Source organism: Kitasatospora saccharophila, assembly GCF_039529925.1.
In the GTDB taxonomy this organism is placed as follows: Bacteria; Actinomycetota; Actinomycetes; order Streptomycetales; family Streptomycetaceae; genus Kitasatospora; species Kitasatospora saccharophila.
On sequence record NZ_BAAANS010000110.1, the window covers coordinates 1 to 13,216 of the forward strand.

12 protein-coding genes are annotated in these 13,216 nt (G+C 75.2%); 9 read left to right on the forward strand and 3 right to left on the reverse strand.

Annotated features, from left to right (window positions below):
* Positions 1–84: 84 nt before the first annotated feature.
* Genes ABD345_RS38630 through mtrA form a run of 3 tightly spaced genes read right to left on the reverse strand, consistent with a single transcriptional unit; the run spans position 85 to position 4,692 of the window.
* On the reverse strand, positions 85–1,935 hold the full coding sequence (locus tag ABD345_RS38630; protein WP_344559297.1) for an LpqB family beta-propeller domain-containing protein: 1,851 nt from the start codon (positions 1,933–1,935) through the stop codon (positions 85–87).
* On the reverse strand, positions 1,910–4,012 hold the full coding sequence (gene mtrB, locus ABD345_RS38635) for an MtrAB system histidine kinase MtrB (RefSeq protein WP_344559299.1): 2,103 nt from the start codon (positions 4,010–4,012) through the stop codon (positions 1,910–1,912). Before mtrB ends, ABD345_RS38630 begins: the two co-directional genes overlap by 26 nt.
* Positions 4,013–4,014: 2 nt before the next feature.
* Complete coding sequence (gene mtrA, locus ABD345_RS38640; RefSeq protein WP_030459579.1) at positions 4,015–4,692, reverse strand: MtrAB system response regulator MtrA; 678 nt, start codon at positions 4,690–4,692, stop codon at positions 4,015–4,017.
* Between the two features lie 227 nt (positions 4,693–4,919).
* Here mtrA and ABD345_RS38645 point away from each other — a divergent pair, with 227 nt between their 5' ends.
* From ABD345_RS38645 to ABD345_RS38685, 9 genes are all read left to right on the forward strand, one after another.
* The gene (locus ABD345_RS38645; protein WP_344559302.1) at positions 4,920–5,990 is read left to right on the forward strand and encodes a glycerophosphoryl diester phosphodiesterase membrane domain-containing protein; all 1,071 of its coding nucleotides are present in this window, start codon (positions 4,920–4,922) and stop codon (positions 5,988–5,990) included.
* A 4-nt stretch (positions 5,991–5,994) separates the two neighbouring features.
* On the forward strand, positions 5,995–6,672 hold the full coding sequence (locus tag ABD345_RS38650) for a DUF4129 domain-containing protein (protein WP_344559303.1): 678 nt from the start codon (positions 5,995–5,997) through the stop codon (positions 6,670–6,672).
* Complete coding sequence (locus ABD345_RS38655; protein ID WP_344559304.1) at positions 6,669–7,007, forward strand: hypothetical protein; 339 nt, start codon at positions 6,669–6,671, stop codon at positions 7,005–7,007. The genes ABD345_RS38650 and ABD345_RS38655 overlap by 4 nt, the downstream gene beginning before the upstream one ends.
* Positions 7,004–8,239, forward strand: coding sequence for a DUF4350 domain-containing protein (locus tag ABD345_RS38660; protein WP_344559306.1), 1,236 nt, complete (start codon positions 7,004–7,006; stop codon positions 8,237–8,239). The genes ABD345_RS38655 and ABD345_RS38660 overlap by 4 nt, the downstream gene beginning before the upstream one ends.
* Entirely contained in the window at positions 8,218–9,222 is a 1,005-nt protein-coding gene (locus ABD345_RS38665; RefSeq protein ID WP_344559308.1) for an AAA family ATPase, read from the forward strand. The genes ABD345_RS38660 and ABD345_RS38665 overlap by 22 nt, the downstream gene beginning before the upstream one ends.
* Before the next feature lie 71 nt (positions 9,223–9,293).
* The gene (locus ABD345_RS38670) at positions 9,294–10,607 is read left to right on the forward strand and encodes a DUF58 domain-containing protein (protein ID WP_344559310.1); all 1,314 of its coding nucleotides are present in this window, start codon (positions 9,294–9,296) and stop codon (positions 10,605–10,607) included.
* Between the two features lie 79 nt (positions 10,608–10,686).
* Entirely contained in the window at positions 10,687–11,145 is a 459-nt protein-coding gene (locus ABD345_RS38675; protein ID WP_344559312.1) for a hypothetical protein, read from the forward strand.
* Positions 11,146–11,210: 65 nt separating this feature from the next.
* Positions 11,211–12,440: a sensor histidine kinase gene (locus ABD345_RS38680; protein WP_344559314.1), complete on the forward strand. Its 1,230-nt coding sequence runs from the start codon at positions 11,211–11,213 to the stop codon at positions 12,438–12,440.
* Positions 12,437–13,117, forward strand: coding sequence for a response regulator transcription factor (locus ABD345_RS38685; protein ID WP_344559316.1), 681 nt, complete (start codon positions 12,437–12,439; stop codon positions 13,115–13,117). Before ABD345_RS38680 ends, ABD345_RS38685 begins: the two co-directional genes overlap by 4 nt.
* Positions 13,118–13,216: the final 99 nt, after the last annotated feature.

Consider the following 13,216-nt stretch of genomic DNA (forward strand, 5'->3'; position numbering starts at 1 on the left):
GAGCACTCCCCGGCCCGGGCCCGCGGCCGCTACGCGCGGCGCGGCCGCGGCCGGGGAGGCGGGGGAGGCCGGGGTCGGTCCGGGTCAGCCCGGGTAGATGAACGCGCTGGTCGCGGACTTGCTGGGCACCTCGTGCCACTGGTTGTCCTTGAGCCGGTAGAGCCCGCGCTCGGAGGAGGTGAGCACGGCCGGGCCGGACGGGCTGGTCGGGTCGGTCGACAGCCGGGCCTCGGTCGCGGAGAGCGCCGTCATCGACTCGCCGCCCTGCAGCGGGGAGTCGGTGGACTGGGAGCCGTCGGTGCCCAGGAAGTGCAGCTGCTGCAGCCGGTCGGCCTCCTTGCCGAGCACGACCAGCTGGTCGGTGTCGCCCCAGGAGACGGCGGCGACCTCGGTCAGCTGGGGCACGATGTCGCGCAGCGCGGTGATCCGGGCGGTCGGCTCCTTCGCGGTGCCGCCGTGCTCGACCAGGCCGAGCGCCAGCGTGGTGGGGCCGTCGCCGTGGTTGAGCAGCAGGGCGATCCGGGTGCCGTCGGAGGAGATCCGCAGCGACTGCACGGTGCGCCCGTCCAGCCCCTCGACCTGGACGGTGGCGACGGTGCGGTCGCGCACCATCAGCACCCGCGGCCCGGCCGGGTTCCGGTCGACCAGCCAGAGGTCCTGCCGCCCGTCCCAGCTGGGCGAGGCCAGGCCCTTGTCTGCGGCGGGGGCGCTGCTGTGCACGATCGACTCGCCGTACTTGCCGCCCTCGGCCAGCTCGGCCTCGACCAGGTCGTGCCCGTCGGCCCCGATCACGGCGGCGACGGCGGCGTCCCGGCGGACCGCGACGGTGCCGGGGTGGAACTGGCCGGCCTGCGGCACCTGGCCGAGCACGCCGAGGACGGGGGTGGGCGTCCCGTCCTGGAAGTAGCGGGTGAGCCGGCCGTCCGCCAGCTGGATGAACGCCTGCGCCCCGTCGTCGGTGCCGGCCAGCACGCCGGGGGCGACCAGCGCGGCCTCGGCGCTGCTGAGCGAGCAGCCGCCGCTGCCGGTCGACAGCTCGATCCGGTCCAGCTTGCTCTGCTGGTCGGCCAGGGTCTCGTAGAGCTGCTGGGCCATCTGCTTGCAGGCGGCCGGGTCGCCGCCCTCCAGCTTGACGGTGGCCACCCGGTTGTCGCCGATGACGGCGCTGCGCACCCGGACGCCGTCCAGCTCGGAGGTGACCACCGGGTCGAGCCAGCGGGACGGGCCGTCGGCGGCCGCCTGGGCGGCCTCGGTCAGCGGGTCTATTCGGCGGCGCAGGTAGATCGGGTCGGGCACCAGCACCTGGGCGCTCTGGGAGCGGGTGCTGGAGGGGTCGGCGGCCGCGAAGAAGTAGCGGTGGACCGGCTTGTAGGTGTTCTTGAAGTTGGTCTGGTCGACGATCAGGCCGTCGGGCAGGCCGCTGATCCGCCACTCGCCCTTGTCGGGGCCGTCCGACTCCTTCACGAAGGTGAAGACCTGCCGGTAGGTGTCGCCGGAGTGGAGCTGGTAGGTGTGCTGCTCGTCCAGCGCGGCGACCTGCTTGCCCTCGATGGTCAGCCGGACGGTGGTGGCGTCGTCGGCGATGGAGGGGCTGCTCGGGTTGGGGGCGCCGGCCAGCACCACCACGCCCGCGTCCGGCTTCCAGGACGCGGCGGCGCCCTCGGTGAGGTACTGCTTGGCGGTGTCGTAGTTGGCCTGGTCGGCGTTGGAGGAGTCCAGGAAGCCGGTCAGCAGGTTCCGGGGGCTCTCGCCCCGGTGCGGGGCGACCGGGTAGACGTGCACCTGCAGGCCGTCGGCGGCGTTCTGCGAGACCTCCAGGCGCTGCGGGGCGCCGCCGGAGGGCATCGCCACGCAGCCGGTGGCGGCGGTCGCCAGCAGCACCGCCCAGCCCGCCGTGAGGAGCCGCCGGTCAGTCGTCCTGTCGGTCCTGTCCACCGGCGGTCCCCTCCTGGTCGGTGTCGGCGTCCTCCGGTGCGGACGGGGCCGACTGGGTCGGACGGCCGCGGTCGACCACGACCTGCGCACCGGTGGCACCGTAACCCGAGACGTCCGAGGGGTCGGAGACCGGGGCGGCGGCGGGCCGGCCCAGGCCGGGGCCGATGCTGAGCACGCCGCCGAGGCCGGAGCCGAAGGCGTGCCGGTCGGTGTCCGGGGTCTCCGGGACGGAGGTGGACTCGCCGCCGGTCAGCGCGGTCGCGCCGCGCGCGGTGCGGCGGTAGGGGGCGCCCGCCGAGGACATCCCGCGGTTGTACCGGGAGTCCTCCGGCTCCAGCCGGAACGGGGCCCGGGAGATCTCGCCGCCGCGGGTGCGCGGCAGGGTCAGCCGGAAGTGCGAGCCGCCGCCGGGCTCGCCCCACGCCTGCAGCCAGCCGCCGTGCAGGTGGGCGTCCTCGACCGCGATGGACAGGCCGAGGCCGGTGCCGCCGGTGGTCCGCACCCGGGACGGGTCGGCCCGCCAGAAGCGGTGGAACACCCGGGACGCCTCGCCCGGCTTGAGGCCGATGCCGTGGTCGCGCACGCCGACGGCGACCGCGCCCTCGGCCGAGCCGAGCCGGATCACCACGTCCCGGCCCTCGCCGTGCTCCAGCGCGTTGACCACCAGGTTGCGCAGGATGCGCTCGATCCGGCGGCCGTCCACCTCGGCCAGCACCGGGTTCTCGGCGCCGCGGATCAGCACCGCGCTGCCCTTGGCCCGGGCCAGCGGGTCGGCGGCCTCCACCACCCGGGTCACGATGTCGCGCAGGTCGACCGGTTCGGCGTCCAGGATCGCCGCGCCCGCGTCGAACCGGCTGATCTCCAGCAGGTCGGCGAGCAGCGACTCGAAGCGGTCCAGCTGGTCCTGGAGCAGCTCGGCGGAGCGGGCCGCCATCGGGTCCAGGTCCTCGCGGCTGTCGTAGATCAGGTCGGCGGCCATCCGGACGGTGGTCAGCGGGGTGCGCAGCTCGTGCGAGACGTCCGAGACGAAGCGGCGCTGCACCCGGGAGAGCTCCTCCAGCTTGCGGATCTGCGCCTGCAGGCCGTTGGCCATCCGGTTGAACGATTCGCCGAGGCGGGCGATGTCGTCGGTGCCGGTGACCTTCATCCGCTCGTCGAAGTGGCCGGCGGCGAGCCGCTCGGAGATCCCGGCGGCCATCCGGACCGGGGTGACGACCTGGCGGACCACCACCCAGGCGATGCAGCCGAGCAGGATCACCAGGAACAGCCCGGCGGTGGCCAGGGTGCCGATCACCAGGTTGAGGGTGGAGGTCTCCTGGTAGAAGGAGAAGACGTAGTACAGCTGGTACGGCTTGCCGTCCGGGCCGGTGAACTGCTTGCCGATCGCCAGGCCCTTGTCGTCGCCGGGCGGGGTCTGGCTGTTCGGGGCGCGGTGCAGCTTGACCGGCTGCTCCTGCGGGTTGGTCGGGTCGGCGGCGACCTTGGCGCGCAGCTCGGGGGTGATCGAGTCGGGCAGGATCGTGCCGGAGTAGCGGGCGCCGCGCAGTCCGGCGCTGGGGGCGCTGACCTCCTGGTCGTCGGGGGCGAGCGCGATCACCGAGTAGACGCCGGAGCCGCCGGAGGCCAGGTCGGAGACCTGCTTGGTCAGCCAGGCGTTGATCTGGTCGCGGGTCGGGTCGGCGGTCGCGCCGGCCTTGGCCTGCAGGTTGATCGCCTCGTTGATCTTGTCCTGCTCGATCTGGAAGCCGCCGAGGGCCTGCCCGTGCGCGGACTTCTGCTTGGCCTCCAGCAGGCCGGTGCGCACCTGGGCGACCACCACCACGCCGAGCACCAGCACCACGACGAAGGACAGCAGCAGGGTCATCGCGACCACCCGCAGCTGGATCGAGCGGCGGTAGAGCGCCAGCACCCGGCCCACCGGGTGCCGGAAGGGGCGGACCAGCGGTGCGAGCAGCACGGCCCACCACCGGCGCCGGCGCGGCCTGCCGGTGGTGGAACTCAGCACGTCTCCGCGCACAGCGTTCTCCCCGCCGGACCGGTCGTCCGACGGGGAGTGGTCGGCCCCGGTCTCGCTCATCCTCAGCTGGGCCCGGCCTTGTACCCGACACCGCGCACGGTGACGACGATCTCCGGGCGCTCCGGGTCCTTCTCGATCTTGGAGCGCAGGCGCTGCACGTGCACGTTGACCAGGCGGGTGTCCGCCGCGTGCCGGTAGCCCCAGACCTGCTCCAGCAGCACCTCGCGGGTGAACACCTGCCAGGGCTTGCGGGCCAGCGCGACCAGCAGGTCGAACTCCAGCGGGGTCAGCGGGATGCCCCGGCCCTCGCGCTTGACCGAGTGCCCGGCGACGTCGATCACCAGGTCGCCGATGGTCAGCTGCTCGGGGGTGGGCTCCTCGGCCCGGCGCAGCCGGGCACGCACCCGGGCGACCAGTTCCTTGGGCTTGAACGGCTTGGTCACGTAGTCGTCCGCGCCCGACTCCAGGCCGACCACGATGTCGACCGTGTCGGTCTTCGCGGTCAGCATGACGATCGGGATGCCCGACTCGGCCCGGATCTGCCGGCAGACGTCGATGCCGTCCCGTCCGGGCAGCATCAGGTCGAGCAGTACGAGGTCCGGCTTGGTCTCCCGGAAGGCGGCCAGCGCCTTGTCCCCGTCAGCGACGAAAAACGGCTCAAAACCTTCACCACGCAGCACGATGCCGAGCATCTCGGCCAGTGCGGTGTCGTCATCGACGACGAGGACACGTCCCTTCATGTCTCCATCTTCTCATCACGCGAATGTGACCTGCGCCGCACGGGTGCGCCGTTGCGCTCTCCCGACTGCTCGCCGAACCAGTCATACCATCGCAAAGGTTGTGGCTCGGATGCCTTGTCCGGACCGTTGTGGATCAGCAACGGGATACCCCTGGGGTACGCGTGCGCACCATGGCACGATAAGCACCCCGATGCACCCGAGCCAGGGTGCCCCGACGAGGAGCGTCGATGACCGAGACCCCGGGTTGGACCTCACCCGGTTCTCCCGAACCACCGTCCGGCGGCGCCGGAACCGGCCACTCGGCTCCCCCGGCACCCGCCGCCCTCCTCGCCCCGCCGACCGCCCCGGCCGGAACCGCCGGTCCGGCCGCTCCGGCCGGGAAGGGCGGCCCGGGCATCGGCCTGATCCCGCTGCGGCCGCTCGGCTTCGGCGAACTGATGGACGGCGCGTTCGCCCTGGTCCGGCGCAACTGGCGGGCCGCGTTCGGGCTCAGCCTGGTCCTCGCCGTGGTCCTCCAGGTGATCCAGGCGAACATCGACTGGTGGATCCACGTCAACGGCACCGAGCCCGCCGCCCTGTTCTCCGGCAGCTACCTGTGGCCGCTTGAGGTGTTCTTCGGCGTGCTCGCCTCCGGCCTGATCGCCCCCGTGGTCGCCAACGGGCTGCTCGGCCGCGACACCTCGCCGGCCCAGGCGTGGGCCCGGGTCCGCCCCCGGCTCGGCCGGCTGCTGCTGCTCTGCCTGCTGCTGGCCGGGATCACCGTCGGCGCGATCGCCGTCGCGGTCGTCCCGCTGTTCGTGCTCGCCGCCGTCAGCGACCAGCCCGCGCTGGTGGCCCTGATGGTGCTCACCCTGCCGCCGGTGGTCTGGCTGGCGGTCCGGCTGACCCTGGCCGTGCCCGCGCTGGTGCTGGAGCAGCAGCCCGTGCTCGGCGCGGTCAAGCGCTCCTGGCGGCTGACCCGCCGGGCCTGGTGGCGGATCTTCGGCCTGCTGCTGCTGTTCCGGATCTGCCTGGGCCTGGTCGGCGCCGTGCTGCTCGTCCCGGGCGAGATCGCCGCCATGATCGTCGAGGGGGTGGCCGGCGCCGCCAGCGACGGCGGCGCCGCGATCGGCATCGCCGTCCTCGCCGTCTTCGGCATCGTCGCCGGCACCGTCACCATCCCGCTCGGCGGCGCCCTGGAGGCCCTGATCTACACCGACCAGCGGATCCGCCGCGAGGCCCTCGACCTGGAACTCGCCCGCACCGCCGGCCTGCCCGGCTACGGCCCGTCCGCCGCGACCACCCCGCCGGGAGCCTGACCGCATGGGATTCCCGGGGGGAGGGGCGCTGCTCACCGACGGCGCCCCCGTCGAAGTGCCGCGCGACGCGGCCCGCGAGGCCGCGCAGGAGGAGCTCCGCAAGGCCGTCTACCACCAGCACGAGCCCGGACTGGTCCAACGCTGCTACGACTGGGTCCGGGAGCAGTTCGGCCGGGCCCTGGACGACATCGGCGCGCCCCTGGGCGGCAGCGGCAACGCCGCGCTCGCCGTCCTGCTGGTCGTCCTGCTCGTCCTGGGCTTCGTGGCCTGGCGGCGCTACGGCGCACCGCGCCGGGCCGCCCGCGCGGGCGGCACGCTGTTCGCCGGCGCCCAGGGCCCGCGCAGCGCCGCCGAGCACCGCGCCGACGCCGCCGCGCACGCCGCCCGCGGCGCCTGGGAGGACGCCGTCCGCGAGCAGATGCGCGCCCTGGTCCGCGGCCTGGAGGAACGCACCGTGCTCTCCCCCCGCCCCGGCCGCACCGCCGACGAGGCCGCCGCCGAAGCCGGCCGCGCCCTGCCCCAGCAGGCCACCCAACTGGCCTCCGCGGCAAGGCTGTTCGACGACGTCGCATTCGGCGAACGCCCCGCCGACGAACGCGCCTACCAGCTGCTCGCCGAACTGGACCGCACCCTCGGCCGCACCCGCCCCCAGCCCGTCCCGGCCGGCGGAGGAACCGCATGACCACCACCGCCGAAACCCGCCGCATCCTGCCCGGCCAGCCCGCCCAACAGCCCTCCGGTGCAAAGCCGTTCGCCAACCCTGACCGGCCCCTCGGCCGCACCCGCGCCGCCACCGCCGAAACCCGCCGCATCCTGCCCGGCCAGCCCGCCCAACAGCCCTCCGGTGCACAGCCGTTCGCCGACCTGGCCCGCACCCACGCCGCCACCGGGTCCCGCCACACCCTCCCCGACCGGCCCGCCCAACTGCCCTCCACCGCACAGCCGTTCGCCAACCCCGACCGGCCCCTCGGCCACGCCCGCCCCCAGCCCGTCCCGGCCGGCGGAGGAACCACATGACCACCACCGCCCCACCCCCCGCCACCGCCGAGACCGCCGGGACCGGCTTCACCGACGACGCGCCCGGGCCCGCCCCCGCCCGCACCGGGCGCTGGCGGCGCGCCCGCTGGTGGGTGCTGAGCGTCCTGGTCCTGCTGCTGGCCGGTGCCCTGATCGCGAGCATCCCCGGCAAGTCCGTCTACTACCCGCTCGACCCGCGGGCCGGCGACCCGACCGGCACCCGCGCCGTCGACCAGCTGCTCCGGCAGCACGGCATCTCCTCGCGCACCGCCTCCGGCACCGACGAACTCACCGACGCGCTGCACGCCGAGGACACCACCGTCGTCCTCACCTACCCCGACGAGCTCGCCTACCAGCACCTCGCCGAACTCGCCTCGATCACCCGCGGCGACCGCACCCGCCTGGTCCTGATCGCCCCCGAGCAGCCCCTGCTGAACGCCTTCGCCCCCGGCGTCACCGCCTCCAGCTACCCCACCGGCAGCTACACCGCGCTCTCCCCCGACTGCACGCTGCCCGAGGCCGTCAACGCCGGCCCCGCCGCCGTCGACGGCCAGAGCTACGAGGGCCGCCCCGGCGACACCGCCTGCTACCCCGCCGGGAGCCGCACCACCCTGGTCAGCCGCACCCGCGGCGACCAGCAGGTGATCGTCCTCGGCAGCGGCGACGCGCTCACCAACGGGGCCCTCGGCCACGACGGCAACGCCGCCCTCGCCCTCGGCCTGCTCGGCGCCCACCCGAACCTGGTCTGGCAGACCCTCGACCGCACCGGTCGGCAGGCCTCCGACGCCGACGGCCCCCGGGGCATCACCGACTACATCCCGGACGGCTGGTACTGGGGCACCCTGCAGCTCGTCGTCGCCGGCCTGTTCGCCGTCGCCTGGCGTGGCCGCCGCCTCGGCCCGGTGCTCACCGAACGGCTCCCCGCCGTGGTCCGCGCCTCCGAGACCACCGAGGGCCGCGCCCGGCTCTACCGCCGCGCCAACGCCCGCGGCCACGCCGCCGAGACGCTGCGCCGTGCCGCCCGCCGCCGCACCGCCGCCGCCCTCGGCCTCCCGCACGCCTCCCGGGACCCCGACCCGACCGCCCTCACCGAGGCCGCGGCCGCCCGGCTCGGACGCCCCGCCGCCGACCTCCAGCACCTGCTGTACGGCCCGGCCCCCACCGACGACGCCGCGCTGCTGCGGCTCGCCGACGACCTCGACGACATGGAATGGCAGGTACGACAGCCGTGACCGACCAGCTGCTCAAGACCGTCCCGGCCCCGTCCGGCGACGCCCGCGCCGCCCTCACCGGCCTGCGCGAGGAGATCGCCAAGGCCGTGGTCGGCCAGGACGCCGCCGTCACCGGCATCGTCGTGGCCCTGCTCTGCGGCGGCCACGTCCTGCTGGAGGGCGTCCCCGGCGTCGCCAAGACCCTGCTGGTGCGCACCCTGGCCACCGCCCTCGACGTGGAGACCAAGCGGATCCAGTTCACCCCCGACCTGATGCCCGGCGACGTCACCGGCTCGCTGGTCTACGACACCCGCACCGCCGAGTTCTCCTTCCAGCCCGGCCCGGTCTTCACCAACCTGCTGCTCGCCGACGAGATCAACCGCACCCCGCCCAAGACCCAGGCGTCCCTGCTGGAGGCCATGGAGGAGCGCCAGGTCACCGTCGACGGCGAGCCCCGCAAGCTCCCCGAGCCGTTCCTGGTCGCCGCCACCCAGAACCCGGTCGAGTACGAGGGCACCTACCCGCTGCCCGAGGCCCAGCTCGACCGCTTCCTGATGAAGCTGATCCTCCCGCTGCCGACCCGCGACCAGGAGTTCCAGGTCCTGTCCCGGCACGCCAACGGCTTCGACCCGCGCGACCTCGCCTCGGCCGGCGTCCGCCCGGTCGCGGGCGTCGCGCACCTGGCCGCCGCCCGGGCCCAGGTCGCGAAGCTGACCGTCTCCCCCGAGGTGCTCGCCTACATCGTCGACCTGGTCCGAGCCACCCGGCAGTCGCCCTCGCTCGCCATGGGCGTCTCCCCGCGCGGCGCCACCGCCCTGCTCAACACCTCCCGGGCCTGGGCCTGGCTGGCCGGCCGCGACTACGTCACCCCCGACGACGTCAAGGCGCTCGCCCTGCCCACCCTGCGCCACCGCGTCCAGCTGCGCGCCGAGGCCGAGATGGAGGGCACCACCGCCGACAGCGTCATCCAGGCCGTCCTCGCCCAGACGCCCGCGCCCCGGTAGCCCGCCCGGGCCGGGTCCCCGCGCCCGGCCCCCCGCCGACCCCACCCCCAGAAAGCGAGCCCAGCCACCCCATGGCCCTGACCGGCCGCACGGCCCTCATCGCCGCCCTCGGCGCCCTCCTGGTCGGTCTGCTCCTCCCCTCCTGGACGGGCATCGGCGTGGTCACGCTGCCCCTGCTCGCCGCCGTCACCGTCGACCTGCTGCTGGCCGCCCCCGTCCGCCGCCTGGGCCTGGAACGCTCCGGCGAGCCGACCGTCCGCCTCGGCGAGGCCACCAGCGTCGACCTGCTCGTCGGCAACCCCTCCGGCCGCCCGCTGCGCGCCCGGATCCGCGACGCCTGGTACCCGTCCGCCTGGGCCCCCGGCACCGCGACGGCCGCCTCCCGGCACCGCGTCACCGTCCCGGCGGGCGAGCGCCGCCGGCTGAGCACCGTGCTCGCCCCCACCCGGCGCGGCGACCACCACTCCGGCAGGGTCACCGTCCGCTCGCTCGGTCCGCTCGGCCTGGCCGGCCGGCAGGCCACCCTGGACGCCCCCTGGCGGGTCCGCGCCCTGCCCCCCTTCGCCAGCCGCAAGCACCTGCCCTCCCGGCTCGCCCGGCTGCGCGAACTCGACGGCCGCACCTCGGTCCTGACCCGCGGCCAGGGCACCGAGTTCGACTCCCTGCGCGAGTACCTCCCCGGCGACGACGTCCGCTCCATCGACTGGCGCGCCAGCGCCCGCCGCAGCACCGTCGCCGTCCGCACCTGGCGCCCCGAGCGCGACCGGCACGTCCTGATCGTCCTCGACACCGGCCGCACCTCCGCCGGCCGCGTCGGCGACGCCCCCCGGCTGGACGCCGCCCTGGACGCCGCCCTGCTGCTCACCGCCCTCGCCACCAAGGCCGGCGACCGGGTCGACCTGCTCGCCCACGACCTCCACCGCCGCGCCGCCGTCGCCGGCCGCTCCCCCTCCGAGGTGCTCCCCGCCTTCACCGAGGCGATGGCCCTGCTCGAACCGGCCCTGATCGAGACCGACCTGCGCGCCCTCACCTCCACCGCCCTGCGGATGGCCCCGCAGCGCTCCCTGATCGTCCTGCTCACCGGCCTCGACGCGCACCAGATCCAGGAGCACCTGCTCCCCCAGGTCCCGCTCCTCACCAAGCGCCACGAGGTCGTCCTCGCCTCGGTCGCCGACCCGCGCCTGGACGAACTCGTCCGCGCCCCGCGCATCACCGTCGAGGACGTCTACGGCGCCGCCGCCGCCGAGCAGACCCGGGCCGACCGCCGCCGCACCGCCGACCTCCTCACCCGCCGCGGCGTCACCGTCCTGGACGCCCCGCCGGAGTCCATCGCCCCCGCCCTCTCCGACGCCTACCTCGCCCTCAAGGCCGCCGGCCGGCTCTGACCCCCTACCCCGGTACGGGGTCCGGAGCCCGCTCCCCGGTGTGACGACCGCGGCACCCCCCGTTGCCTACCGTCGAGCCATGACCACCGCCTCCCGCTCGCTCGGCCGAGCCGCCGCCCTGCTCCCGCTCAGCCTGGCCCGGGGCGCCTCCGCCCTGACCGGCCGCCGCCCCCGTCGCGCCCGCACCCTGCTGCACGCCGCCGTCGGCCTGCCGCTCGGCGCCCTCGCCCTGGTCGCCGTCGGCGTCGAGGTGCTCCTCGTGCTCCGCGGCCTCCTCTACGGCTTCGTCGAGCCCGGCCCGTACGACCACTCCTGGGGCGGCCCGAGCCTGGCCGGCGCCTGGCTCGCCCACGCCGCCATCAGCCTGCCCTTCGCCGCCGCCGCCCTCGGACTGCTGTGGCTGGTCGCCGAGTTGGACACCCGACTGGGTGCCCACCTGCTGCGCGGCGAGCGCCCCGGCGCCTGGGCCTGGCCCGCCGCGCTGGCTGCCTGCGCGGGCGGAGCGGTCTTCGTGGTGGCCTGGGTCCACCAGCTGTGAACCCCGCCCCCGCACCGCGCCCGACGGGTAAACTCCGGGCGGTACGAACGGATCGGGGGATTCCGGTGCACGGACGGCGGGGCGGCTCGCAGAGCCTGTGGTGGGCCGCGGGGTTGCTCCTGCTGGCCGTGCTGGGCGCCTTCGACGTGGCCCAGCACTACCGGTCCGCCCACCTCACCAACGCACTGCCGCTGACCCTGCTGGTGCTCCGCTGCGCCCCGCTGCCGCTGGTCTGGAAGTGGCCCCGCACCGCGACCGCCGCGGTCTCCGCCGCCGCCTGCGGAACCGGCTCGGCCCTGCTGGTCCCGGTCGGCCCGAACGAGCCCTGGCCCTGGCCGGTGACCTCGATCCTCGTCCAGTCCGTCGCCCTCGTGCTGCTGGGCCTGCGCCACCCCGGCGGCACCCCCCGCCGGCGCCGCGCCCTCGCCGCCGCCTGGACGGCGAGCCAACTCCCCGGCGCCGCCCTGGTCGCCCTGCTGCCCGACCGCGGCGGCCCGGCCGACCTGCTGCCGTTCGCCGTCGTCTCCGCCGCCGCGGCCCTCGTCGGCGAACTGGCCGGCGCCCGCGCCGAGACCGCCCGCGACCTGGCCCGCGAACGCGCGGACTCCACCGCCGAACGCGCCCGCCGGGTCCGCCTCGAAGAACGCGCCCGCCTCGCCCGCGAGTTGCACGACGTCGTCGCCCACCACCTGTCGGTCGTCGTGGCCCGGGCCGACAGCGCCCCCTACCGCGTCCCGTCCGCCGCCGACGACCAGGACGTCCGTGAGGAACTCGCCGCCATCGCCGAAGAGGCCCGCAGCTCCCTCAACGAGATGCGCCGGGTCCTGCGCCTGCTCCGCGAGGACGCCCCCGACACCACCGAAGCCGCCCGCACCCCCCTCCCCGGCCTCGCCCAACTCCCCGACCTGGTCGCCGGCGTCCGGAGCACCGGCGCCGACGTACGCCTCGAATCCCCCCTGCCGGACCACCAACAGGTCGCCCCCACCACGCAGTTGGCCGCCTTCCGGATCGTCCAGGAAGCCCTCACCAACGCCATCCGCCACGCCCCCGGCGCCCCCGTCACCATCACGGTCACCCAGCACGCCGCCCGCCTGCACCTGCGCGTCAGCAACGCCCGCCCCCCGGCCGGCGCCACCACGACCGCCACCCCCGGCTCCGGCCACGGCCTGCGCGGCATCAGGGAACGCGCCGCCACCTGCGGCGGCACCGCCGAAGCCGGGCCCACCCCCGACGGAGGCTTCCGGGTCTCCGCGACGATTCCCACCAGCCCCGACAGAGAGAGCGCCCCCCAGTGACGATCCGCGTCGTGATCGCCGACGACCAGCACATGATCAGGGCCGGCTTCCGGGCCCTGCTCGACTCCGAACCCGACATCGAGGTGGTCGGCGAAGCAGCCGACGGCGACCAGGTCCCCGCCCTGGTCGCAGCGACCCGCCCCGACGTGGTGCTCATGGACGTACGCATGCCCACCGTCGACGGCCTCACCGCCACCCGCGAACTCCTCACCCCCCGCCCGGACGCCCCGTCCCCCGCTCCCCGGGTCATCATGCTCACCACCTTCGACCTGGACGAGTACGTCTACGAGGCCCTCCGCAGCGGAGCCAGCGGCTTCCTCCTCAAGCACGCCCCGCCCGGCGAACTCGCCCACGCCGTCCGCACCGTGGCCGACGGCAACGCACTGATCGACCCCCAGGTCCTCGGCCGGCTCGTGGAGGACTTCGTCCGCTCCCGGGTGCCCCTCATCCCGCGCAACAGGGCCTCCGGCCTCACCGAACGGGAGACCGAGGTCCTGGTCCTCCTCGCCCGGGGCCTCTCCAACACCGAGATCGCCGCCCAACTGGTGGTCGTGGAACAGACGGTGAAGACCCACGTCAGCCGCATATTCGCCAAACTCGGCGCCCGGGACCGCGCCCAGGCGGTGATCTACGCCTACGAAACCGGCCTGATCGTCCCGGGCGTCGGCCCGCAGTAACTCCCCGGGAACGCGAAAAAGCCCCCCGACTTCCCGTCGGGGGGCTTTTCCTGAATGATTGTTCGGCGGCGTCCTACTCTCCCACAGGGTCCCCCCTGC